24 protein-coding genes are annotated in these 24,450 nt (G+C 60.4%); 15 read left to right on the top strand and 9 right to left on the bottom strand.

All coding sequences use genetic code 11. From position 1 onward, the window contains the following. The 8 genes from lptC (at position 1) to KW849_RS10225 (ending at position 5,522) form a co-directional block, all read left to right on the top strand. A complete protein-coding gene (lptC, locus tag KW849_RS10260; protein WP_218429290.1) occupies positions 1 to 573 on the top strand; it encodes an LPS export ABC transporter periplasmic protein LptC in 573 nt (190 codons plus the stop codon). Further along, complete coding sequence (lptA, locus tag KW849_RS10255; protein WP_108218203.1) at positions 560 to 1,108, top strand: lipopolysaccharide transport periplasmic protein LptA; 549 nt, start codon at positions 560 to 562, stop codon at positions 1,106 to 1,108. The genes lptC and lptA overlap by 14 nt, the downstream gene beginning before the upstream one ends. Further along, complete coding sequence (gene lptB, locus KW849_RS10250) at positions 1,108 to 1,833, top strand: LPS export ABC transporter ATP-binding protein (RefSeq protein ID WP_008054366.1); 726 nt, start codon at positions 1,108 to 1,110, stop codon at positions 1,831 to 1,833. Before lptA ends, lptB begins: the two co-directional genes overlap by 1 nt. 184 nt (positions 1,834 to 2,017) lie before the next feature. Continuing rightward, entirely contained in the window at positions 2,018 to 3,511 is a 1,494-nt protein-coding gene (locus KW849_RS10245; protein WP_108218202.1) for an RNA polymerase factor sigma-54, read from the top strand. 74 nt (positions 3,512 to 3,585) lie between these two features. Next, on the top strand, positions 3,586 to 3,894 hold the full coding sequence (gene hpf, locus KW849_RS10240) for a ribosome hibernation-promoting factor, HPF/YfiA family (RefSeq protein ID WP_108218201.1): 309 nt from the start codon (positions 3,586 to 3,588) through the stop codon (positions 3,892 to 3,894). 12 nt (positions 3,895 to 3,906) lie between these two features. Then, positions 3,907 to 4,371, top strand: coding sequence for a PTS IIA-like nitrogen regulatory protein PtsN (gene ptsN, locus KW849_RS10235; protein ID WP_218429289.1), 465 nt, complete (start codon positions 3,907 to 3,909; stop codon positions 4,369 to 4,371). A 2-nt stretch (positions 4,372 to 4,373) separates the two neighbouring features. Continuing rightward, on the top strand, positions 4,374 to 5,231 hold the full coding sequence (gene rapZ / locus KW849_RS10230) for an RNase adapter RapZ (protein WP_108218199.1): 858 nt from the start codon (positions 4,374 to 4,376) through the stop codon (positions 5,229 to 5,231). 15 nt (positions 5,232 to 5,246) lie between these two features. After that, entirely contained in the window at positions 5,247 to 5,522 is a 276-nt protein-coding gene (locus KW849_RS10225) for an HPr family phosphocarrier protein (RefSeq protein ID WP_108218198.1), read from the top strand. A 136-nt stretch (positions 5,523 to 5,658) separates the two neighbouring features. On the opposite strand, the gene pmbA is transcribed toward KW849_RS10225, so the two are convergent. Further along, entirely contained in the window at positions 5,659 to 7,005 is a 1,347-nt protein-coding gene (gene pmbA, locus KW849_RS10220) for a metalloprotease PmbA (RefSeq protein ID WP_218429287.1), read from the bottom strand. Positions 7,006 to 7,113: 108 nt separating this feature from the next. Between pmbA and yjgA the strand changes: the two genes are divergently transcribed. Next, the gene (gene yjgA, locus KW849_RS10215; RefSeq protein ID WP_056728351.1) at positions 7,114 to 7,638 is read left to right on the top strand and encodes a ribosome biogenesis factor YjgA; all 525 of its coding nucleotides are present in this window, start codon (positions 7,114 to 7,116) and stop codon (positions 7,636 to 7,638) included. Positions 7,639 to 7,698: 60 nt separating this feature from the next. Here the strand turns inward: yjgA and tldD are convergent, their stop codons facing one another. The 8 genes from tldD to mreB all read right to left on the bottom strand — a co-directional run bounded on the left by tldD (position 7,699) and on the right by mreB (position 18,919). Beyond that, complete coding sequence (tldD, locus tag KW849_RS10210; protein WP_218429285.1) at positions 7,699 to 9,141, bottom strand: metalloprotease TldD; 1,443 nt, start codon at positions 9,139 to 9,141, stop codon at positions 7,699 to 7,701. Between the two features lie 12 nt (positions 9,142 to 9,153). Continuing rightward, the gene (locus tag KW849_RS10205) at positions 9,154 to 10,008 is read right to left on the bottom strand and encodes a carbon-nitrogen hydrolase family protein (RefSeq protein WP_218429283.1); all 855 of its coding nucleotides are present in this window, start codon (positions 10,006 to 10,008) and stop codon (positions 9,154 to 9,156) included. A 70-nt stretch (positions 10,009 to 10,078) separates the two neighbouring features. Continuing rightward, entirely contained in the window at positions 10,079 to 13,882 is a 3,804-nt protein-coding gene (locus KW849_RS10200; RefSeq protein ID WP_218429281.1) for a YhdP family protein, read from the bottom strand. Positions 13,883 to 13,957: 75 nt separating this feature from the next. Beyond that, the gene (gene rng / locus KW849_RS10195) at positions 13,958 to 15,415 is read right to left on the bottom strand and encodes a ribonuclease G (RefSeq protein WP_007970246.1); all 1,458 of its coding nucleotides are present in this window, start codon (positions 15,413 to 15,415) and stop codon (positions 13,958 to 13,960) included. 57 nt (positions 15,416 to 15,472) lie between these two features. Beyond that, positions 15,473 to 16,069 carry a nucleoside triphosphate pyrophosphatase gene (locus tag KW849_RS10190; protein WP_218429279.1) on the bottom strand — a complete coding sequence of 199 codons (597 nt, stop codon included), beginning with the start codon at positions 16,067 to 16,069 and terminating at the stop codon, positions 15,473 to 15,475. 32 nt (positions 16,070 to 16,101) lie between these two features. Next, positions 16,102 to 16,593 (bottom strand): rod shape-determining protein MreD, encoded by a 492-nt coding sequence (gene mreD / locus KW849_RS10185; protein ID WP_007970244.1) that lies wholly within the window; start codon positions 16,591 to 16,593, stop codon positions 16,102 to 16,104. Continuing rightward, the gene (mreC, locus tag KW849_RS10180) at positions 16,593 to 17,738 is read right to left on the bottom strand and encodes a rod shape-determining protein MreC (protein WP_218429506.1); all 1,146 of its coding nucleotides are present in this window, start codon (positions 17,736 to 17,738) and stop codon (positions 16,593 to 16,595) included. Before mreC ends, mreD begins: the two co-directional genes overlap by 1 nt. A 143-nt stretch (positions 17,739 to 17,881) precedes the next feature. Next, positions 17,882 to 18,919 (bottom strand): rod shape-determining protein MreB, encoded by a 1,038-nt coding sequence (gene mreB, locus KW849_RS10175; protein WP_002555108.1) that lies wholly within the window; start codon positions 18,917 to 18,919, stop codon positions 17,882 to 17,884. A gap of 211 nt (positions 18,920 to 19,130) precedes the next feature. Between mreB and gatC the strand changes: the two genes are divergently transcribed. The 6 genes from gatC to KW849_RS10145 all read left to right on the top strand — a co-directional run bounded on the left by gatC (position 19,131) and on the right by KW849_RS10145 (position 24,429). Then, positions 19,131 to 19,418: an Asp-tRNA(Asn)/Glu-tRNA(Gln) amidotransferase subunit GatC gene (gatC, locus tag KW849_RS10170; RefSeq protein WP_007976465.1), complete on the top strand. Its 288-nt coding sequence runs from the start codon at positions 19,131 to 19,133 to the stop codon at positions 19,416 to 19,418. A gap of 16 nt (positions 19,419 to 19,434) precedes the next feature. Beyond that, complete coding sequence (gene gatA, locus KW849_RS10165; protein WP_218429277.1) at positions 19,435 to 20,886, top strand: Asp-tRNA(Asn)/Glu-tRNA(Gln) amidotransferase subunit GatA; 1,452 nt, start codon at positions 19,435 to 19,437, stop codon at positions 20,884 to 20,886. A gap of 10 nt (positions 20,887 to 20,896) precedes the next feature. Further along, entirely contained in the window at positions 20,897 to 22,342 is a 1,446-nt protein-coding gene (gatB, locus tag KW849_RS10160; RefSeq protein WP_218429276.1) for an Asp-tRNA(Asn)/Glu-tRNA(Gln) amidotransferase subunit GatB, read from the top strand. A 223-nt stretch (positions 22,343 to 22,565) separates the two neighbouring features. Continuing rightward, on the top strand, positions 22,566 to 22,940 hold the full coding sequence (locus KW849_RS10155; protein WP_218429275.1) for a septal ring lytic transglycosylase RlpA family protein: 375 nt from the start codon (positions 22,566 to 22,568) through the stop codon (positions 22,938 to 22,940). Between the two features lie 50 nt (positions 22,941 to 22,990). Beyond that, positions 22,991 to 24,052, top strand: a complete 1,062-nt coding sequence (locus KW849_RS10150; protein WP_218429273.1) for a calcium/sodium antiporter — start codon at positions 22,991 to 22,993, stop codon at positions 24,050 to 24,052. Continuing rightward, positions 24,049 to 24,429: a carboxymuconolactone decarboxylase family protein gene (locus KW849_RS10145; RefSeq protein WP_218429271.1), complete on the top strand. Its 381-nt coding sequence runs from the start codon at positions 24,049 to 24,051 to the stop codon at positions 24,427 to 24,429. The genes KW849_RS10150 and KW849_RS10145 overlap by 4 nt, the downstream gene beginning before the upstream one ends. The last annotated feature ends 21 nt before the right edge of the window (positions 24,430 to 24,450 follow it).

The following is a 24,450-nucleotide window of genomic DNA, read 5'->3' as shown; positions in this document are numbered from 1 at the left end:
ATGCTGAGCAAAAAGTTTCGCAATACCCTGATGTTCAGTTGCATCGCAGCGATATTCGCCGCGGTAGGCTACTGGAACATCAGCCCGGAACGCTTCCTCGACAAGCCGGTAACGCCGATCGATGAAAGCGCGATCGACTATTACGCCATCAACGCCCACAGCGTGCAGTACCTGCCGGACGGCAAGCTGCAATATGATCTGGTGTCGGACAAGGTCGAGCACCTGAAAGCCACCGAGGTGACATTGCTGACCAACCCCGACCTGAATGTGTTCCGCGGCACTGAATTCCCGTGGCACGTCCAGAGCTTGCACGGCGAGGTCAACCCTGATGGCACACAGGTCGAACTGATCGATGACGTGCGCATCACGCGCTTCGACGAGAAAAACCGCAAGACCCTGATCACCAGCACCCGCATGACCGTGTTCCCGCAGCAGCAATATGCGCAGACCGAGCAAGACGTTAGAATCGACGGCGCTGGCGGTGTATCGACTGGCAAGGGAATGAAAGCGTATTTGAAAGAAAGCAGGATACACCTGCTATCGAACGTAAGAGGACAGTATGAGGCTCGTTAAAACCCTCCCGATTTTGCTCAGTCTGGGCGCAGCACTGGGAAGCGTGAGCGCCTGGGCTCTGCCGGAAGATCAACAGCAGCCTATCCGCATTCAGGCCGACGATGCCCAACTGGACGACAAGCAAGGTATAGCCACCTATAAGGGTGACGTGATCATCACCCAGGGCTCGATGAAGGTGACCGGCAACACCGTGACCATCACCCGCACCCCGACTGGCGACATCGACGTAGTGACCTCGGTGGGCAACCTGGCGTACTTCGAGCAATTGCAAACGGCTGGCGATACCAAGCCTGTTCAGGGCTGGGGCGTGACGATCCAGTATCACGCCGCGCAAAACCGGGTCGTACTGATCGACAAGGCCAAAGTTGTCGATAAGGACAACAACGTCACCCAGGGCGAAAAAATCGTCTACGACACGGTCAAGAAGCTCGCCAGCGCCGGTCGCGCCACGGGCAGCAAGGTCACCGAGGCACGTCCGCGCATCGACATGGTGATCCAGCCGAAGAAGAAAACCGACGAGAATAAGGCCCGGTAATGGCAACTCTGAAAGCTCAGCATCTGGCCAAGAGCTACAAGAGCCGCCAGGTCGTGCGCGACGTCAGCCTGTCCATCGACAGCGGTCAGATCGTCGGCCTGCTTGGCCCGAACGGCGCCGGCAAGACCACCTGCTTCTACATGATCGTCGGCCTGGTGCAAGCCGATCAGGGCCGCGTCCTGATCGATGACCTGGACGTCAGCCACCAGCCGATGCACGGTCGCGCAAAAGCCGGTATCGGCTACCTGCCGCAAGAAGCATCGATCTTCCGCAAACTGTCGGTGGCCGACAACATCATGGCCATCCTCGAGACCCGCAAGGAACTCGACAAGGCCGGTCGTCGCAAGGAACTGGAAAGCCTGCTGCAGGAATTCCACATCAGCCACATCCGCGACAACCTCGGCATGAGCCTGTCTGGCGGTGAGCGCCGTCGCGTGGAAATCGCCCGAGCCCTGGCCACCAACCCGAAATTCATCCTCCTCGACGAACCCTTCGCCGGCGTGGACCCGATTTCGGTCGGGGACATCAAGCAGATCATTCACCACCTCAAGGCCAAGGGCATTGGCGTGCTGATCACCGACCACAACGTTCGTGAAACCCTGGATATCTGCGAAACCGCCTACATCGTCAATGACGGCCAACTGATCGCCGAAGGTGACGCTGAAACCATCCTGGCCAATGACCTTGTGAAGGAAGTATATCTGGGCCACGAATTCCGCCTGTAAGGCACCGAGGAACCAGAGCAGTCGACGGGCGCTTGTCTCGATAGAAAATCAACTCTTTTTTATTGTTACAGCGCTCTAGGCAAACACTTCAGTTTCAGGCATATAATTTGCTTAAGTTTGGCGCCCCGGCGCTCTGTAGTGGATGGCGCGTGTGCGCCGGCGAATAAGGTGTTAAGCCCCTGCCATGAAACCATCGCTAGTCTTGAGAATGGGCCAGCAGCTGACGATGACACCGCAGCTGCAACAGGCTATCCGCCTGCTCCAATTGTCGACCCTGGACCTGCAACAGGAAATCCAGGAGGCCCTGGAGTCCAATCCGATGCTCGAACGCCAGGAAGAAGGCGACGACTTCGATAACACCGACCCCTTGGCCGACAACGCCGAACAGAAGCCCAACACCGACATCCAGGAACCTTCCTACCAGGAAAGCGCCCCGACGGTCGATAACCTCGATGAGGGTGACTGGAACGAGCGCATCCCCAACGAACTCCCCGTCGACACCGCGTGGGAAGACGTTTACCAGACCAGCGCCAGCAGCCTGCCCAGCAATGACGACGACGAATGGGACTTCACCACCCGCACCTCGGCCGGCGAAAGCCTGCAAAGCCACTTGCTGTGGCAACTGAACCTGGCCCCGATGTCCGACACCGATCGCCTGATCGCCGTGACCCTGATCGACTGCATCAACAACCAGGGCTACCTGGACGAAACCCTCGAGGAAATCCTCGACGCCTTCGATCCGGAACTGGACATCGAACTGGACGAAATCGAAGCGGTCCTGCACCGCATCCAGCAATTCGAGCCCGCCGGCATCGGCGCCCGCAACCTGGGCGAATGCCTGCTGCTGCAATTGCGCCAGCTACCCGCCAAGACCCCTTGGCTGGCTGAGGCCAAGCGCCTGGTGACCGATTACATCGACTTGCTTGGTAGCCGCGACTATAGCCAGCTGATGCGCCGCATGAAGCTCAAGGAAGATGAACTCCGCCAGGTCATCGAGCTGGTCCAGAGCCTCAACCCGCGCCCGGGTTCGCAGATCGAGTCCGCCGAAGCCGAGTATGTCGTTCCAGACGTTATCGTGCGCAAGGACAACGAGCGCTGGCTGGTGGAGCTCAATCAGGAGTCGGTGCCACGGCTGCGGGTCAACGCCCAGTACGCCGGTTTCGTGCGCCGCGCCGACACCAGCGCCGACAACACGTTCATGCGCAATCAGTTGCAGGAGGCCCGCTGGTTCATCAAGAGCCTGCAGAGCCGCAATGAAACCCTTATGAAGGTTGCCACCCAGATCGTCGAGCATCAGCGTGGTTTCCTCGAATATGGCGACGAAGCCATGAAGCCGCTGGTCCTGCATGACATCGCCGAAGCGGTCGGCATGCATGAGTCGACGATTTCACGGGTGACCACCCAGAAGTTCATGCACACCCCCCGGGGCATTTATGAACTGAAGTACTTTTTCTCCAGTCATGTCAGCACCTCCGAAGGCGGAGAATGCTCGTCCACGGCGATCCGCGCGATCATCAAAAAACTGGTTGCCGCGGAAAATCAGAAAAAGCCATTGAGTGACAGCAAGATCGCTGGTTTACTGGAGGCACAAGGCATTCAGGTGGCTCGCCGCACGGTCGCCAAGTACCGCGAATCCCTCGGGATCGCGCCTTCGAGCGAACGCAAGCGGTTGATGTAGGGCCACGCCACAGCGTTCCAGTGGCAGATCATCTGATCTGCCGCTTTATGCACTGGCAACGAAGGAGAAGCTGTATGCAAGTCAACATCAGTGGACACCAACTGGAAGTGACCGAACCTCTTCGCACCTACATCGGCGAAAAACTCGAACGATTGGAGCGACATTTCGACAGGATCACTAATGTGCAGGTCACGATGACCGTCGAAAAACTGAAGCAGAAAATCGAAGCCACGCTGCATATTCCCGGGAATGAAGTGGTCGCCAACGCGGAACATACCGATATGTACGCCGCGATCGACGCACTCACCGACAAGCTGGATAAACAACTCAAAAAGCATAAGGAAAAGACCCAGAGCCTCCTCCAGGGCGCAACCGGTCGTTAACACTCCCAACCCATGATCCGACTTGAAAGTATCCTGACCCCCGGCCGTTCCCTGGTGAACGTGCCGGGCGGCAGTAAAAAGAAAGCCCTCGAACAAATTGCCAATCTGATCGCCCGCGAAGTGCCGGCTCTGGAGATGCAAGATGTCTTCGAGGCGCTGATTGCCCGTGAAAAACTCGGCTCCACCGGTTTTGGCAACGGCATCGCTATTCCACACTGCCGACTCAAGGGTTGTGTTTCACCCATCAGTGCATTGATGCATCTGGACGCCCCTATCGACTTCGACGCCATCGACGGCGCGCCGGTTGACCTGCTGTTCGTATTGCTGGTCCCGGAAGCCGCCACCGATGCGCACCTTGAGCTGCTGCGACAGATCGCCAGCATGCTCGACCGCAAGGAAATTCGCGAAAAACTGCGTAGTGCTGCAAGCAACGCAGCCCTGTATCAGGTTGTCCTGGACGAGCAAAACGGTCAGTAATCATGCGCTTGATCATCGTCAGTGGCCGTTCCGGCTCAGGTAAAAGTACCGCCCTCGACGTTCTTGAGGACAACGGCTACTACTGCATCGACAACCTGCCTGCCGGTCTGCTGCCGGAACTGGCCGAACGAGCCTTGATTCATACCGAGCTGCTACAGCCGCTGGTCGCCGTTTCCATTGACGCGCGCAACCTGCCCAGCCACCTGTCACGCTTCCCCGAGCTGCTCGAAGAAGTCCGCAACCGCCACATCCAGTGCGATGTGCTGTACCTGGATGCCGACGAAGAAACCTTGCTCAAGCGCTTCTCGGAAACCCGCCGACGTCACCCCCTGACCAACGCCAACCGCTCGCTGGCCGAAGCCATCAGCGTCGAGAGCGACTTGCTCGGGCCGATTGCCGACCTCGCCGATCTCAAGATCAACACCACCAGCCTGAACCTGTACCAGCTGCGCGACGCCATCAAACTGCGTCTGTTGAATCAGCCCGAGCCGGGCACTGCGTTCCTGGTTGAATCCTTCGGGTTCAAGCGGGGCATGCCGGTGGACGCCGACCTGGTATTCGATGTGCGTTGCCTGCCCAACCCTTACTGGAAACCGGAATTGCGCGAGCAGTCCGGGCTCGATCAACCGGTTGCCGATTACCTGGCGGCACAGCCGGATGTCGAAGAGATGTTCCAGGACATTTCCACATACCTGCTAAAGTGGCTGCCTCGTTTTGCCGCCAGCAACCGCGCCTACGTCACCATTGCCATTGGCTGCACTGGCGGACATCACCGCTCCGTCTACCTGACCGAGCGTCTGGGGCAGGCGCTGCAAAAATCCCTGAAGAATGTCCAGGTTCGCCACCGCGACCTCAGCTAAAGGATTCACATCGCGATGCCTGCTCGGGAAATCGAAATCATCAACAAGCTGGGCCTGCATGCCCGTGCTTCTGCAAAATTCGTCGGGGTCGCCGGCCAGTTCAAGGACTGCACGATCAGGGTAGGACGCACACCTGAATCCACAGTAGATGGCAAAAGCATCATGGCCATGATGATGCTCGCTGCCGGTAAGGGCACCAAAATCCATCTGAGCACGGAAGGCGAGCAGGAACAGGAAGCGATGGACGCGCTGGTAGACCTGATCAATCGCTACTTCGACGAAGGCGAATAAACATCAAAAGATCGCAGCCTTCGGCAGCTCCTACACGAGCCCAATGTAGGAGCTGCTGAAGGCTGCGATCTTTTGATCCACAAAAAAAGGCGCGCCACCCATTGGGTGGCGCGCCTTTTTTGTGTAACGGCGAAGCTTAGCTACCCGCCACCGTCATCCGCTCGATCAGCACGGAACCCGTGCGAATGTTGCTGCGCAGTTCCAGATCGTTACCCACAGCAACGATCTGCTTGAACATATCGCGCATGTTGCCGGCGATGGTCACTTCCTGGACCGCGAACTGGATTTCCCCGTTCTCGACCCAGTAACCCGCCGCGCCCCGGGAATAATCGCCGGTGACCATGTTCAGCCCCTGGCCCATCAACTCGGTAACCAACAGTCCGCGTCCCATGCGCCGCAGCAAGGCCGCCTGGTCTTCATCACCATGGGTGACGAACAGGTTGTGCACGCCGCCGGCGTTGGCCGTACTTGGCATGCCGAGCTTGCGGCCGGAGTAGGTGCCGAGGATGTACGACACCAACTCGCCTTTTTCGACGAACGGTTTGGCGTAGGTTGCCAGGCCATCGCCATCGAACGCCGCGCTGCCCAAGGCCCGCATCAGGTGCGGACGCTCGTCGATGGTCAGCCATTCCGGAAACAGCTTCTGGCCCAGTGTGCCTTCAAGGAACGACGACTTGCGATACAGGCTGCCGCCGGAAATCGCAGACAGGAAACTGCCGAACAGCCCCCCGGCCAACTCGGCGGAAAACAGCACCGGCACCTCGCAAGTCGGCACCGGCCGCGCGCCCAGACGGCTCGCCGCCCGTTGCGCGGCACGCTGGCCGATGCTGACCGGGTCGGCCAGCAGATTGCCCTGGCGGTTCACGTCGTACCAGTAATCGCGCTGCATCTGGCCGTCCGCTTCGGCGATCATCACGCAGCTCAAGCTGTGACGAGTCGATGCGTAACCGCCGATAAACCCGTGGCTATTGCCATAAACGCGGCAACCCTGATGGGTACTGAGGGTGGTGCCGTCAGCGTTCTTGATCCGGCTGTCGGCGGCAAACGCCGCGGCCTCACAGGCCAGGGCCTGTTCGATGGCCTGCTCCGGCGTGATGTCCCATTGGTGGAACAGGTCGAAATCGGGAATATCCCGGGCCATCAGTGCGGCATCTGCCAGGCCCGAGGCTTCGTCTTCCGAAGTGTGCTTGGCGATGGCCAGTGCAGCGGCGACGGTTTCGCGAATCGCTTCCAGACCACTGGCCGACGTGCTGGCCGAGCCTTTGCGCTGACCGACGTACAAGGTGATGCCAAAACCCTGATCGCGGTTGAATTCTACCGTTTCGACTTCACGCTGACGCACCGTGGTCGACAAGCCCTGCTCCAGTGACACCGCCACTTCACAGGCGCTGGCCCCTTGGCGCCTGGCTTCAGCGATGATCTGCTCGACTTGCTCCTGCAGTGCCGGCAACGCTTGTGGGCCGACGCTTTCAACTGCACTCATGCTGTTCTCCACTCAAATTCTGCTTTCGGTAACGGTCATCGAGCGACCGGGCCGGACAAGCGGCCCCCGACTGGTTATCATGGCGGCGTTTCTTTGCGGACGGCCACCATGGTTGATTCTTACGACGACTCCCTCGATACGGGAGAAAAAAGCAAATCCCAGGTTAAACGCGAGCTGCATGCTCTGGTTGACCTTGGCGAGCGCCTTACAACACTCAAGCCTGACTTGCTGGCAAAACTGCCCTTGACCGACGGAATGCGTCGGGCTCTGGCCGATGCGCCCAAGCACACCGCGAACATCGCGCGTAAACGGCACCTTCAGTTCATCGGCAAACTGATGCGCGATCAGGACACTGCCGCGATTCTGGTTTTGCTCGATCAACTCGATGCCTCCACCCGTCAATACAACGAACGCTTTCATAACCTGGAGCGCTGGCGCGATCGTCTGATCGCTGGCGACGATGCCGTTCTGGAAAAATTCGTCGTCGACTACCCGGACGCGGACCGCCAGCAATTGCGATCCCTGATCCGTCAGGCCCAGCATGAGGTTGCGCAAAACAAGCCTCCTGCTTCCAGCCGTAAAATCTTCAAGTACATCCGTGAGCTGGACGAGACTCAACGCGGTCTGCGCTGAGTAACGCCAATCCTCTGTAGGAGCAGCCTTCGGCAGCTCCTACAGAGGATGTCTTCATCCTTATGCGCCCGTGCCACCCACGGTGATCGCATCAATCTTCAGCGTTGGCTGGCCGACACCCACCGGCACCGATTGCCCATCCTTGCCACACGTGCCCACGCCGCTGTCCAGCGACAGGTCATTACCGACCATCGACACCTTGCTCATGGCTTCCGGCCCGTTGCCGATCAGGGTTGCGCCCTTGACCGGAGCGGTGATCTTGCCGTCCTCGATCAGGTACGCCTCGCTGGTGGAGAACACGAACTTGCCACTGGTGATGTCCACCTGACCGCCACCCAGGTTGGCGCAGTAGATGCCGCGCTTCACCGAGGCGATGATTTCCGCCGGGTCGCTTTCACCGGCGAGCATGTAGGTGTTGGTCATGCGCGGCATCGGCAGGTGCGCGTAGGATTCGCGACGGCCGTTACCGGTACGCGCCACGCCCATCAGGCGCGCGTTGAGCTTGTCCTGCATGTAGCCCTTGAGCACGCCGTTTTCGATCAGCGTAGTGCACTCGGTCGGCGTGCCTTCGTCATCGACACTCAATGAACCACGGCGACCGGCCAGGGTGCCGTCATCGACAATGGTGCAAAGCTTCGATGCGACCATCTCGCCCATGCGCCCGCTGTAAGCCGAGCTTCCTTTGCGGTTGAAGTCGCCTTCCAGGCCATGACCGACGGCTTCGTGCAACAGCACGCCCGACCAACCGGAACCAAGCACCACCGGCAAGGTACCGGCCGGCGCCGGAATGGCTTCAAGGTTGACCAGTGCCTGACGTAACGCTTCACGGGCATAGCCCATGGCGCGGTCTTCGCCGAGGAAGTAACGATAATCGGTCCGCCCGCCACCGCCATGGCCACCGCGCTCGCGGCGACCGTTCTGCTCGACGATCACGCTGACATTGAAACGCACCAGTGGCCGCACATCCGCCGCCAGACCGCCGTCGGTGGAAGCCACCAGAATCCGCTCCCAGACACCGGCCATGCTCACGGTGACTTGCTGGATGCGTGGGTCGAGGGCGCGGGTCGCGGCGTCGACTCGCTTGAGCAAATCGACTTTCTCGGCACGGGTCAGCACTTCCAGCGGATTGTCCGGCGCATACAACTGAGCGACGTCCTGGCTGGTGAACGCCTGTACGGTGCCGTGCTGCCCGGCCCGGGAAATCGAACGGGCGGCACGCGCCGCCGCGCCCAGGGCTTCAAGTGTGATGGCGTTGCTGTAGGCAAAACCGGTTTTTTCACCCGATTGCGCGCGCACGCCGACACCCTGGTCAAGGTTGAAGCTGCCTTCCTTGACGATGCCGTCTTCCAGCGCCCAGGACTCGGAGATCTGTCCCTGGAAATACAGGTCGGCGGCATCGATGCCCGGCCCGGCCAGATCGCCAAGCACGCCTTGCAGGCTCTCGATCGTGACGCCACCGGGCGCCAGCAGGTGTTCACTGACTGAGGACAACAACTCGCTCATATGCTTTACGCCTTAAATTCGTCGTTCTGATGCAGGTCGCTGGGCGCCCTGCGAGAAAAATCGCCGGTGACTGGACACCGGCATCCGCGCCCGGATGGACGCCTGTTCGCTGCTGTCGCGTTCGGCCAGCAGTACGGCCTCACCTTGATCCTGTTGCGCCAGCACACGCCCCCATGGGTCGACGATGGCGGCATGGCCAAAGGTTTCCCGCGGCCCCGGATGCGTCCCACCCTGGGCGGCCGCGAGCACATAACATTGCGTCTCGATGGCCCGCGCACGTATCAGCACATCCCAATGCGCCGCGCCGGTCACCGCGGTGAAGGCCGAAGGGGCAGTAATCAGTTCCGCGCCGGCGGCGCGCAATTCACTGTACAGCTCGGGAAAGCGCAGGTCATAGCAGACCGTCAGGCCAACCCGGCCGACGGGCGTGTCCGCCACGACCACTGCATTGCCATAAGCATAGTCATCGGATTCACGATAACGGCCACGATTGTCCGCCACGTCCACATCGAACAGGTGCAGCTTGTCGTAGCGCGCCACCGTATCGCCCTGGTCATCGACCAGCAACGAACAGGCATGGGCTTTCGCCGTCGGCTGATCCACCGGCGGCAACGGCAACGTGCCGGCCACAATCCATAACTTGAGGTCGCGTGCGGTCTGTTTCAACCAGGGCAGGATCGGGCCTTCGCCCAAGGCTTCGGCGCGCCCGATGTCGGCAACGTCGCGCCGGCCCATGGCGGCGAAGTTTTCCGGCAATACCGCGAGCTTCGCGCCACCGGCGGCCGCTTGCTCAAGCAGTCGACGGGCCTGGGCCAGATTAGCCAGCACATCGCTCTGGCTGACCATTTGAATCACCGCTACAGACATGGCGCACTCCTGGAATCGTATGCGGCCATGCTACTCCATAGGCTTGCCGAGTGCCTTTTGAAAAAGGACCTCAAAACGCCTTGTCGAAGGTGATTTTCGGTTCTTTCCACGGCCCTTGAACCGTGTACTTCACACTGGCGAAACGGGAGACGCGGTCACCGATCAGCTTGTCGATCAGGAACAGCGCTCCGCCGACCGCGGGTGCACCGACGATCAGTGCGGCAATCGGCAGGTTATTGGTCACCGGCAAGGTCACCAGCAGTTTCGCATCGATCTGATCGGCCACCATGTTCAGGGTGCCGTCGAGTTCAATGGTGCTCGAAGGGCCCGTCAGCCGGATCGGCTCACGGGTGACATACACGCCATTCGTCCCTATCAGCAGCCCCTTGACCCGGTCATAACTCAGACCTTTGCCGAACAGGTCGGAGAAGTCCAGGCGCAGGCGCCGGCCGATGGAGTTGAAGTTGAGCAAACCAAATACCCGCAACGCCTGGGCACTGCCTTCGACCTCGACGAACTGGCCCTGATTGAGCGTCGCATCGAGCGAGCCGGAGAAGCGTTTGGTCGCCACCCAGGCCGGCGAGCCGGGCCAGCGGCCATCGACATCCATATAAAAGTCCTGGCTGGTGACGCTCGGCGCAAACCCCCACCCTTTGAGCACATCGGCCAGGTTCTTGCCGCTGATGCGCCCCTTGTACCAGCTGTTGCTGGCGCCGGGCACGCCTTCCCAACCACCGCTGCCCACCAACAGTAGGCCCTTGAGGCCCAAGTCCAGCGAGTTGAACACGATGCCCTTGGGCGAAGGACGAATCTTCAGCGACCAGCCCCCTACCAGATCCTGTCCCTGGAATAACTGATTGATGGTGATGTCCATCGCGGGGATTTTCGTCGGGTCCACCGACGCCAGCGGATCCGGCGAGTTTTCATCGGCCAGCACGGCCGGGTCCGGTGCCGGCAGGCGCACGGTTTGCAGATTGATCGTGATCGGCGTGGCTTTCGCATCGGGCAGATTGGCACTGCCCTTGATCTGCTGGCTGTCGAGTTGCAGCGCCCAGGCGGAAGGCTTGCGCGCCAGCTGAATCGAGGCCTGGTCGAGCGTGGTGCCGACACCGCTAAGCTTGTCCACCTTGAAGTCCGCGCCGCTGAGCAATTGCCTGGCGCTGCCGCCGGGGTCCTCTCCGGCGTATTTATCCGCCAGATCCTTCCACGGACCAACGTCCAGCTCCGACAGTACGCCCCGTATCCGCAGGCCTTTGGCGCCAGGCAACACGGCTTCGCCGGAACCGAGGAACAATTCCCCGCGACCGTCAGCGAAATTGCTGGCCGGGGCCGCAAACGTGAAACTCGCCAGGTCCCCGTAGTTGACCCAATAACGCCGCTCGTCGCCCTGCAAGGTCATGCGCAACGTTGTGTCGCGCCCGGCATCGGCGGCCATGCCGAACGGTGCAGGCAAATCGACGGCTACGCCCTTGAGGTTGGAATTGACCAGCAATTGGCTGTCGGCGTCATTGAGGGTCAGTTGCAGTTGATAAGGGATCACGCCACTCACCGGCAGAGGCTGGGTCACCTTCAGCCAGTCGGTCAGTTTCCTGACCTCGACCTGGCCCGACGCGGTCACCCGGGTATTGAGCTTACCCGGGCTGCCGTCGGCAAAAATCCGTGCGGTGACCGGCTTGTCGAACGCCCGTGCGCTGATGCTCTGTCCACTCAGGCCCTTGGCACTGTCGAAACGGAAATCACCTTTGAGTTGGGTCAGCTCCAGCACAGGTTCAGCCAGTTTCAAGCGTGCCTTGGCGGTCTTGAAATCGACGAGGATCTTCGGCTCCTCGCCTTTGGCCAGCGCAATATCCAGCTTCAACTTGCCTTGCAGATCACCCTCGCCTTCCCATCCGGCAAAGGTTGCCCCAGTACCGATCGGCGCTTCCTGGAGGATTTTCAGGCCATCGCCCAAACCGCCGGCAAATCCGCCATCGAGGAACAAATGAACGTTCTGTCCGGCAGGCACATGGGGAATGTTGACGTAAACATCGTTGACCTGGGTATCGAGCAACTGGCCCTTGCTGGCCAGAATCCGCACGCCGCTGTCTTCGACAAACACATCGCCGCTGACCTTGCTGACATGGGGCCAGCCCGGCTGGAAGGCCAGTTCGGCATCGTGAACCTTGAAGTACAGGCTGATGCTGCGATCCTCTTCCGCGGCACCATGGTTGAGCGACCCTTGATACTGGAAGAAGCCTTGGTCCACCGCGCCCTTGAGAATTGCGGTACGCAGCCATTCGTCCAGCGCCGGGCTGAGGACTGTCGGCAAGTACTTGGCGGTGTAGCGACCGTCTCCGTCCACCATGCCAACCCGCAGGTCCATGTAGTCTTCCTGGGTGTGATCGAAATGCAGGCGAATCAGGAAGTCGCCGGCGATTTTGCCTTCCTCGCCCAGCACCTTCAGGTACGGCGCGATCAGGGTGAAACCTTCTTTATCGAGCTTCCAGGTCAGCCGCGCATTGGCCTGAATGTACTGCCATGGCTTGGCGAAAATCGGGTCCAGATGCAGCATGAAATCCTTGCTGTCCATGCGCAATTCGCCGCGACCCAGGTCACCACTGATGCTGCCGCTGACATTTCGCGCCGCCGGCGCACCGTGATAGGCATCGAAGCCTACCTGGTCGAGATTGGCGGCAAAGCCGAACTTGCTGTCGTCTGTCGCGTTGGGGCGCAAGTCGACCAGCACGTTACGCAGGCTGCCCGTGACTTTGAGCCGCTCGACGACCGTGGCCAAACCTTCTGGCAACGGCGCCAGAGCGTTGAGCAGCGGGGTCAGCGGAGTGAGATCGACCCGGTCGGCTTGCAGGTGCCAGAGCTCTTCGGTTTTATCAGTGGCCGCGTTTTGCTTGAGTTGCAAATGCGTTTCCCAGCGGGTCTCACCGAGGTTCATCGCCAGGGAATCGAGAGTAACCGACGCGCCTTCGGCACTGCGCTGAAAGTAGCCGTTCAGGGCCAGATTGTTGATCTGGATCTGCTTGCGCTCAGCGTAGGCACCCTTGAGTTGTGGTGCATTCAAACGGACCGCAGCACTTTGCAGGGCACCTTTGCCCCAGGTCAGCCAAAGCTCGCCGCCGGCTTTGATCTCAGTGAAACTCCACTCCTGGGTCACTCGCTCGGGCAACCATTTCGACCAGTCGCTTTGCGGCAGGCTCAGGTAGACCTCGGCTTCACCGTCCTGCCATTGACTGGCTCGAATGCGGGTGCGCAGACTCATCGCCACCGGCTGCCCGTCAGGCAGCGTCAGCCGCGCGTCGAGTCGCTGCCGCGACGCCCCGGTTTTCAGATTGAGGCCGACATAAGTCAGGGTCAGCGGCGACTGTGCAAACGGCTGCAAGGTCACCTGGCTGTCGAGCACCGACAGTTGCTGGATCATCTGCATACGATTGAGCAACTGTTCCGGATCGGTTGGTTGATCCTGTTGCACTGGCAAACCTTCCAGTGCCCATTGACCGTCGTTACCCTCCTTGACGCTGATCTTCAGGCCGCTGAGTTCCAGATGAGCGATGCGTACCTGTCGCGCCAGAAGACTGGCCCAAAGGTCCGGCACCGCACGCACCTGATCCAGGTGCAAGGCATTGGCACCCTCGCCGACCGTCACGTCGTGCGCCATCAATATGGGGGCGAATCCACTCCAGTTGCCTTCAAGCTCGCCGATCTGCAACGGCATGCCCAAGGCATCGCTGGCTTTGGTTTCGATGTCGGCACGGTACTCGGCGATTAACGGCGTCAGCTCCCGGCCGAGGCTGACGTAGAGCGCCATCAACACCAAAACCAACGCGCACAGGCCCAGACCCCAGCGGGTCAGTGCGGCCAAAATGCGTGTCAGACGGTCCATGTCAGGTGGCCCCCATGGCAAAAGTTTTGCAAAAAGCTGAGGCCAGCCATTGTCGAATAATCAAAGCGATAGGCTTCAGAGCAGCACCACGTCGTATTGTTCCTGGGAATACATGGTTTCGACCTGAAAGCGGATGGTGCGCCCGATAAACCCTTCCAGTTCGGCGACGTTGCCCGACTCTTCGTCGAGCAGGCGGTCCACCACTTTCTGGTTTGCCAATACACGATAGCCTTCCGCCTGATAGGCGCGTGCTTCACGCAGGATTTCGCGGAAGATTTCGTAGCAAACGGTTTCCGGGGTCTTGAGCTTGCCGCGCCCCTGACAGGCGTTGCACGGCTCGCACAACACTTGTTCAAGGCTTTCGCGGGTGCGCTTGCGGGTCATCTGCACCAGGCCCAGTTCGGTGATACCGATGATGTTGGTCTTGGCGTGATCGCGCTCCAGTTGCTTTTCGAGCGTGCGCAACACCTGGCGCTGGTGTTCTTCATCTTCCATGTCGATGAAGTCGATGATGATGATTCCGCCGAGGTTGCGCAGGCGCAATTGACGAGCGATGGCTGTCGCGGCTTCGAGGTTGGTCTTGAAGATGGTTTCTTCGAGGTTGCGATGGCCGACGAACGCGCCGGTGTTGACGTCGATGGTGCTCATGGCTTCAGCCGGGTCGACCACCAGGTAACCGCCGGACTTGAGCGGGACCTTGCGCTCGAGTGCCTTCTGGATTTCGTCTTCGACGCCATACAGGTCAAAAATCGGCCGCTCGCCCGGGTAATGCTCCAGACGGTCGGCAATCTCGGGCATCAATTCGGCGACGAATTGCGTGGTTTTCTGGAAGGTTTCCCGGGAGTCGATGCGGATCTTCTCGATTTTCGGGCTCACCAGATCACGCAGGGTGCGCAGCGCCAAACCGAGGTCTTCGTAGATCACGCTGGGCGCGCTGATGGTTTTGATCTGGGCGCTGATCTGATCCCAGAGCCTTCGCAGGTAGCGAATGTCCATGAGGATTTCATCGGCGCCGGCGCCTTCGGCTGCCGTGCGCAGAATGAAACCGCCAGCTTCCTTGATCCCTTCCTTGGCCACGCAATCGGTGACCACTTGCTTGAGGCGTTCGCGCTCGGCTTCGTCTTCGATCTTCAGGGAGATGCCGACATGGGCCGTGCGTGGCATGTACACCAGGTAACGCGAAGGGATCGACAGCTGAGTGGTCAGGCGTGCGCCCTTGGAACCGATCGGGTCCTTGGTCACTTGCACCACCAGGCTCTGGCCTTCGTGCACCAGTGCACTGATGCTCTCGACCGCCGGGCCTTCGCGCAGGGAAATTTCCGACGCATGAATGAATGCGGCGCGATCCAGGCCGATATCGACGAATGCCGCCTGCATCCCCGGCAATACCCGCACGACTTTGCCTTTATAGATGTTGCCGACGATCCCGCGCTTTTGCGTGCGCTCGACGTGGACCTCTTGCAGGACACCGTTTTCGACCACCGCCACGCGCGATTCCATCGGCGTGATGTTGATCAGGATCTCTTCACTCATGGCAGGGTCTCGTTCAGGCATGTTCACGATAATGGCCGCATCTGTTCAGGACGACGCTTAAAGCGCGTTCCGGGGTTGCCAACAGGGTATGCCGAAATGGCCGAGCAGTTCCGCGGTTTCGCAAAGCGGTAGTCCGACTACCGCTGAATAACTTCCATTGAGTCCGGCGACAAACACCGCACCCAGTCCTTGAATGCCATAACCGCCCGCCTTGTCCCGTGGTTCGCCGCTGGCCCAGTAGGCCGCGGCTTCATCGCGACTGATAGCACGAAATCGCACCCGACTGGTGACAATCCGGGACTCGCAACGTTCGCCATCGAGCACGGCAATCGCGGTCAGGACCTCATGCTCACACCCTGACAGCATCATCAGCATGGCGCACGCATCCGCTTGATCAACCGGTTTGCCGAGAATTTTTCCGCCCTGTACCACGGCGGTATCGGCGCCGAGCACGCAGAACGGTTCGTCAGACACGACGACGCCGCGCCCGGCCTCGGCCTTGTCGCGCGCCAGGCGCTCGACATAGGCCGATGGGGATTCTTGAGCTAAAGGAGTTTCATCGATGTCCGCACTGACGGCGGAGAACGGAACGCCGATCTGCGTGAGCAATTCACGCCGACGCGGCGAGCCAGAGGCGAGGTACAACCGTTTCATCAAGACCTCTCCCTGTCTAATGCCTGAGCGAATTAATTGATTTTGTAGCGTCGACGCAATCCGCGCAAACCGAAACTGATCCAGGGCCAGAGCAACGCGCTGACCAGTGCCGGCAGCACCAGCGCCAGCGTCGGCTGACGATTGCCGGTCAAGGCACTGAGCCATAGTTGTACAAGCTGGGCGAGGCCGAAGATCACCAGGATCACCAGGCTCTGTTGCCACATCGGGAACATCCGCAGACGTTGCTGCAGCGCCAGCACCAGATAGGTGATGAGCGTCAGGATCAAGGCGTTCTGACCCAGCAAGGTACCGTAGAGCACGTCTTCAGCCAGCCCCAGGCAAAACGCCGTCACCATCCCGACGGTTTGCGGCAGGTTCAACGCCCAGAATGCCAGCAACAAGGCCAGCCACAGCGGGCGCAGGATTTCCATGAATTGCGGCAGAGGCGAAACGCTCAGCAGCAGACCGACGGCGAACGTCAGCCAGACTATCCAGCCGTTTCGGGATGCTTTTACACCGCCCATTATTCTCTCCCCACTGGAGTGGCCGGCGCGGAGACTGGCGGTTTGGCGGCAGGCTTCGCGGCAGCGGGTTGCGCCGCTGGCGGTTTAGCCGCCGCAGGATGCGTGGCCGCAGGCTTGGCTGGCGTGGTGGTTGGCTTGGCTGGCGTGGTGGTTGGCTTGGCTGGCGCAGTGGCCGCGGGCGCCACCGTGGCAGGAGCGGCTGGTGCGGCGGGGGCTACCGGGTTGACCAGTTTCGGAACTGTCGCCGGAATGATCGGGCCACCGCCCTGTGCATCCAGGCTTTCCTGAGCCTGGGCGGCATCGTTGGCGCGCTCTTCGGCCGTACGGTTGTCGCTGAACACCAGCAGCAGGTAACGGCTGCGGTTCAAGGCAGCGGTCGGAATGGCGCGGACAATGGCGAACGGCTGGCCGGAATCGTGAATGACTTCCTTGACCGTCGCCACCGGATATCCGGCCGGGAAACGCTGACCGAGGCCGGAGCTGACCAGCAAATCGCCTTCCTTGATGTCGGCGGTATCGGCCACATGCCGCAACTCGAGACGTTCCGGGTTGCCGGTGCCGCTGGCAATCGCCCGCAACCCGTTGCGGTTCACCTGCACCGGAATGCTGTGGGTGGTATCGGTCAGCAGCAAGACGCGGGAGGTGTAGGGCATCAACTCGACCACCTGGCCCATCAGGCCACGGGCATCGAGTACCGGCTGACCGAGGACCACGCCGTCGCGCTCACCTTTATTGATGATGATGCGATGGGTGAACGGGTTGGGGTCCATGCCGATCAACTCGGCCACTTCGACCTTCTCGTTGACCAGGGCCGAGGAGTTGAGCAACTCGCGCAGCCGAACGTTCTGCTCGGTCAGGGCGGCAAGCTTCTGCATGCGCCCCTGCAACAGCAGGTTCTCGGTCTTGAGTTTTTCGTTTTCGGCGACGAGCTCGGTCCGGCTGCCGAACTGACTGGCAATACCTTCCCACAGTCGTCCAGGCAGGTCAGTGATCCAGTAGGCGTCCATCAGCACCAGCGACATCTGGCTGCGTGCAGGCTTGAGCAGACTGAAACGGGCATCGACCACCATCAGCGCGACCGATAGCACGACCAGCACCAACAGGCGCACGCCCAGTGAAGGGCCCTTGGTGAAAAGCGGTTTAATAAGCCGCTCCTTCCAGGCAAAAGTTCTGTTTATTCATGTGGCAGCAATCCGGCCTGGATGCAGACTGACAGAAGATAAACGCGAACAGGCAGCACCGCAAAGTGCCGCCTGCGCGCTCAACAGCATAGAGGCAATCCGGCGACTTATTCGCTGGAAAGCAGGTCCATGGTGTGTTTATCCATCATTTCCAATGCACGGCCACCGCCGCGAGCAACGCAGGTCAGCGGGTCTTCGGCAACGATCACCGGCAGACCGGTTTCCTGGGCCAGCAATTTGTCCAGGTCACGCAGCAAGGCGCCACCACCGGTCAATACCAGGCCACGCTCGGCGATGTCGGAAGCCAGTTCCGGAGGCGATTGCTCAAGGGCGCTTTTCACGGCCTGAACGATGGTCGCCAGGGACTCTTGCAGAGCTTCCAGCACTTCGTTGGAATTCAGGGTGAATGCGCGCGGAACGCCTTCGGCCAGGTTACGGCCGCGAACATCGACTTCGCGAACTTCGCCGCCCGGGTAGGCAGTACCGATTTCCTGCTTGATGCGCTCGGCGGTGGATTCGCCGATCAGGCTGCCGTAGTTGCGACGTACGTAGGTGATGATCGCTTCGTCGAAACGGTCGCCGCCAACGCGTACGGATTCGGCGTAAACCACGCCGTTCAGGGAGATCAGCGCGATTTCAGTGGTACCGCCACCGATATCCACTACCATCGAACCGCGAGCTTCTTCAACCGGCAGGCCGGCACCGATCGCAGCGGCCATCGGCTCCTCGATCAGGAACACTTCACGGGCACCGGCGCCAAGGGCCGATTCACGGATGGCACGACGCTCAACCTGGGTGGATTTGCATGGAACGCAGATCAACACGCGAGGGCTAGGCTGCAGGAAGCTGTTTTCGTGAACTTTGTTGATAAAGTACTGCAGCATTTTTTCGCACACGCTGAAGTCGGCGATCACGCCGTCCTTCATCGGACGAATGGCAGCAATGTTGCCCGGCGTACGGCCGAGCATGCGCTTGGCCTCGGTGCCGACAGCAACGACACTTTTCTGGTTACCGTGTGTCCGAATGGCCACAACGGAGGGCTCATTCAGGACGATACCGCGCTCGCGCACGTAAATAAGGGTGTTGGCAGTGCCCAGGTCAATGGAAAGATCGCTGGAAAACATGCCACGCAGTTTCTTGAACATGGGGAAAGGACCCTAGGCAACGCGTGGGTAAAAAAGTGCGGCAAACTCTAACAACGACAGGGATTTTGGGCAAGGCGCCAATATGTTAAATTGGCCGCTTTTCTGTGCACCAAGCCCCACAATCGCGGCCTTATGACCGTAGAAGTGCGGTAGTGTTCCGACAATCTAACACACGGACGCGGTCCGTTTTGTTTTCCACTGGAGAATCCCAATGGCGCTTGAACGCTCCGACGTGGAAAAAATCGCTCATCTGGCCTGCCTTGGCCTCAATGATGCCGATCTTCCACACATCACTTCGGCCCTCAACAGCATTCTCGGGCTGGTCGACGAAATGCAGGCGGTCAATACCGACGGTATCGAACCGCTGGCTCACCCACTGGAAGCCAGCCAGCGCCTGCGTGCAGACGTCGTGACCGAGACCAATAACCGCGAGGCCTACCAGTCCATCGCACCAGCGGTCGAAAACGGCCTGTACCTGGTTCCGAAAGTCATCGACTAAAGGGAAAGAGCCTGCAATGCATCAATTGACTCTGGCCGAGATCGCCCGCGGACTCGCCGATAAAAAGTTTTCCTCCGAAGAGCTGACCAAAGTCCTGCTGGCGCGCATCGCCCAGCTCGATCCGCAGCTCAACAGTTTCATCAGCCTCACCGAGGACCTGGCACTGACGCAGGCGAAAGCCGCTGACGCCCGTAGGGCCAATGGTGAGAGCGGCGCCCTGCTCGGCGCCCCGATCGCCCACAAGGACCTGTTCTGCACCCAGGGCATTCGCACCAGCTGCGGCTCGAAGATGCTCGACAACTTCAAGGCACCGTACGACGCCACCGTCGTCGCCAAGCTGGCCGCTGCCGGGGCGGTGACCCTGGGCAAGACCAACATGGACGAATTCGCCATGGGTTCGGCCAACGAGTCGAGCTACTACGGCGCGGTGAAAAACCCGTGGAACCTGGAATACGTTCCGGGCGGCTCGTCCGGCGGTTCGGCTGCTGCGGTTGCCGCTCGTCTGTTGCCGGCCGCGACCGCCACCGATACCGGCGGCTCGATCCGCCAACCGGCAGCGTTCACCAACCTCACCGGCCTGAAACCGACGTACGGTCGTGTTTCGCGCTGGGGCATGATCGCCTTCGCGTCTAGCCTCGATCAGGGCGGCCCATTGGCCCGCACCGCCGAAGACTGCGCGATCCTGCTGCAAGGCATGGCCGGTTTCGACCCGCAGGACTCCACCTGCATCGACGAGCCCGTGCCTGATTACAGCGCCAGCCTCAATGGTTCGCTGCAAGGCCTGCGCATTGGCGTGCCGAAGGAATACTTCAGCGCCGGTCTCGACCCGCGTATCGCCGACTTGGTCATGGCCAGCGTCGAAGAGCTGAAAAAGCTCGGCGCCGTGGTCAAGGAAATCAGCCTGCCAAACATGCAGCACGCAATCCCTGCGTACTACGTGATCGCTCCGGCGGAAGCGTCCTCTAACCTGTCGCGTTTCGACGGCGTGCGTTTCGGCTATCGCTGCGAAGCCCCGAAAAACCTGGAAGACCTGTACAAGCGTTCCCGTGGCGAAGGTTTCGGTGCGGAAGTGCAGCGCCGAATCATGGTCGGTGCTTATGCACTGTCGGCCGGTTACTACGATGCCTACTACCTGAAGGCGCAGAAGATCCGTCGCTTGATCAAGAACGACTTCATGGCGGCCTTCAATGAGGTCGACATCATCCTCGGCCCAACCACGCCGAACCCGGCCTGGAAGCTCGGCGCCAAGAACAGCGACCCGATCGCCGCGTACCTGGAAGACGTCTACACCGTCACCGCCAACCTCGCAGGTCTGCCTGGGTTGTCCATGCCAGCAGGTTTTGTCGATGGTCTGCCGGTTGGCGTGCAATTGCTCGCCCCGTATTTCCAGGAAGGCCGCTTGCTAAATGTTGCCCATCAGTACCAGCTGAACACTGACTGGCACACCCGCACCCCAACCGGCTTCTGAGGAGACACACATGCAATGGGAAGTCGTGATCGGGCTGGAGATACACACCCAGCTCACCACCCGGTCGAAAATCTTTTCCGGTAGTTCCACCACCTTCGGTTCCGAGCCGAACACCCAGGCCAGCCTGGTCGACCTCGGCATGCCCGGCGTATTGCCGGTGCTGAACCAGGAAGCGGTGCGCATGGCGGTGATGTTCGGTCTGGCCATTGATGCCGAGATCGGCCAGCACAACGTGTTCGCCCGTAAAAACTATTTCTACCCGGATCTGCCGAAGGGCTATCAGATCAGCCAGATGGAATTGCCAATCGTCGGCAAGGGCCACCTGGACATCGCCCTTGAAGACGGCACGGTCAAACGTGTCGGTATCACCCGCGCGCATCTGGAAGAAGACGCCGGCAAGAGCCTGCACGAAGAATTCAACGGCGCCAGCGGCATCGACCTGAACCGTGCCGGCACGCCGTTGCTGGAAATCGTCTCCGAGCCGGACATGCGCAGCGCCAAGGAAGCCGTGGCTTACGTCAAGGCGATCCATGCGCTGGTGCGCTACCTGGGCATCTGCGACGGCAACATGGCCGAAGGCTCGCTGCGTTGCGACTGCAACGTGTCGATCCGTCCGAAAGGCCAGGTCGAATTCGGCACCCGCTGCGAGATCAAGAACGTCAACTCGTTCCGTTTCATCGAGAAGGCGATCAACTCCGAGATCCAGCGTCAGATCGAGCTGATCGAAGACGGCGGAAAAGTGATCCAGCAGACCCGCCTGTACGATCCGAACAAGGACGAAACCCGTCCGATGCGCAGCAAAGAGGAAGCCAACGACTACCGTTACTTCCCCGATCCGGACCTGCTGCCGGTAGTCATCGAGAACTCGTTCCTCGACGACGTGCGCGCCACCCTGCCGGAACTGCCACCGCAGAAACGCGAGCGCTTCCAGGAGCAATTCGGTCTGTCGGTCTACGATGCCAGCGTCCTGGCCACCAGCCGTGAGCAAGCCGACTACTTCGAACAAGTCGCGAGCATCAGCGGCGACGCCAAACTGGCGGCGAACTGGGTGATGGTCGAGTTGGGCAGCCTGCTGAACAAGCAAGGCCTGGACATCGACCAGTCGCCGGTTTCGGCCGAGCAACTGGGCGGCATGCTGCTGCGCATCAAGGACAACACCATCTCCGGCAAGATCGCCAAGGTGGTGTTTGAAGCAATGGCCAACGGCGAAGGCAGCGCGGACGAGATCATCGACAAGCGCGGCCTCAAGCAAGTGACCGACACCGGCGCCATCTCGGCGGTGCTGGACGAAATGCTCGCGGCCAACGCCGAGCAGGTCGAGCAATACCGTGCGGCAGACGAAGCCAAGCGCGGCAAGATGTTCGGCTTCTTCGTCGGCCAGGCCATGAAAGCCTCCAAAGGCAAGGCCAACCCGCAACAAGTGAACGAATTGCTGAAAAGCAAGCTCGAAGGCTGATGAGGATGGAGCCAGTTCTTAAATCTGGCTCCATTCCCTGTGGGAGCGGGCTTTTGTGGCGAGGGGGCTTGCCCCCGTTGGGTCGCGAAGCGGCCCCAATTTCCGGATTCGGTTTGTATCTGACAAATCGTGTTCGAAATTTTGGGACTGCTGCGCAGTCCAACGGGGGCAAGCCCCCTCGCCACATTGGCTCTATCCCACATTTGTTTCGGGAAAACCTTGAATGAAACGCCTACTCAGCGCTTGCGCCCTCCTCTCGCTCCTGGCCGGTTGTGCCAGCACTGACACCGTCGATCCACACGGCTACGACAAAACCGGCGTGGCTTCGTATTACGGCGCCAAACACCAAGGCAAACGCACCGCCAACGGCGAGCGTTTCGACAAGAATTCCATGACCGCCGCCCATCGCCAGCTACCCTTCGGTACACGGGTGAAGGTGACCAATCTGAATAACGACAAATCCTGCGTGGTGCGCATCAATGATCGCGGACCGCACACCCGTGGCCGTCTGATCGACCTGTCCCACGAAGCCGCCGCGCGCCTGGGCATGCTCAAAAGCGGCACCGCACGGGTTCGCGTCCAGGCCCTCGACGACTGACCGATGGAGCCCCGACCATTTTCGGATTAGCCGATTTACCCCTGATCAGCGTGATCGAATTGCTCAGCGGATTGCTCCTGCTGATTGTCGGCGCCGAGTTGATGGTGCGCGCCGCCGTACGCATTGCCGCACGATTGCACATACGCCCGCTGATCATCGGCCTGACCATCGTCGCCCTCGGCAGCAGCGCCCCGCAGATGGCGGTCAGCCTGCAAGCCACCCTGGCGCACAACGCCGACATCGCGGTCGGCAGCGTGATCGGCAGCAGCATTTTCAACATCCTTGTCACCCTCGGGTTGTCCGCGCTGATCATTCCGTTGAGGGTTTCCCGACAACTGGTGCGTCTGGATATTCCGTTGATGATCGGCGCCAGCCTGTTGGTGTTCGTACTCGCCTGGAATGAAGAACTGACCCGGGCCGACGGCGTGATGTTGCTTGCGGCTCTGGCGATTTACCTGGGCTTGTTGCTGCGCCAGTCACGGCACTCGGCACGGCCGGTGTCGAGCCATGACCACCACCCGCAAGCGCCATGGCTGAGCAGCCTGCTGATGATCGTCGCCGGACTGGCGATGCTGGTGTACGCCGGGCACTTGCTGCTGGGTGCAGCGGTTGCGGTCGCCACCGATTTGGGGTTGTCGGAGCGGATCATCGGCCTGACCATCGTCGCTGTCAGCACGTCACTGCCCGAGCTCGCCACTTCGTTGATCGCCGCAATGCGCGGCGAGCGCGAGATTGCCGTGGGCAACGTGATCGGCAGCAACCTGTTCAACCTCTTGGGCGTGCTCGGCTTTACTGCACTGGTGGCGCCGTCGCCGCTGTCGGTGTCGCCCAACGCCCTGGATTTCGACCTGCCGGTGATGCTCGGCGTCGCGGCGCTGTGCCTGCCGGTGTTTTACTCCGGCTACCGGGTGACCCGCGCCGAAGGCCTGCTGTTTCTGGGTTTGTACCTGGCCTATGGACTGCACGTGGTGTCGTTCACCACTGGCATGCCACTGGCCGGCAAGCTGGAACACTTGATGCTGTTTTTCGTCCTGCCGGCGTTGGTGACGTTTTTGCTGTTCACGTCGCTACGCGCCTGGCGTCGCCAACACCATAAGAGGGAAGTCCCATGACCGAGAATAAAAAACCCGGCGTTGAAGTCCGCCGCCAAGTGATGGGCGACGCCTTCGTCGACCGCGCACTGGGCAACGCCACCGAGTTCACCCAGCCGCTGCAGGATTTCGTCAATGAACACGCCTGGGGCGGGGTGTGGAATCGCGAAGGTCTGCCGCTGAAGACCCGCAGCCTGATCACCCTCGCGGCCCTGACCGCACTCAAATGCCCGCAGGAATTGAAAGGTCACGTGCGCGGTGCGCTGAATAACGGCTGTACTGTGGATGAGATTCGCGAGGCCTTGTTGCATTGCGCGGTGTATGCCGGTGTGCCAGCGGCGATCGATGCGTTCAGGGCGGCGCAGGAAGTGATTGATAGTTACCAGAAGCCGAAATAACTGGAAAAATCTGCACTTTGT

The sequence above is a fragment of the Pseudomonas sp. PDM26 genome (assembly GCF_019219185.1).
Taxonomy (GTDB): Bacteria; Pseudomonadota; Gammaproteobacteria; order Pseudomonadales; family Pseudomonadaceae; genus Aquipseudomonas.
The sequence above is the reverse complement of the archived record's forward strand: the minus strand, read 5'-3'. Positions and strand labels throughout refer to the sequence as shown.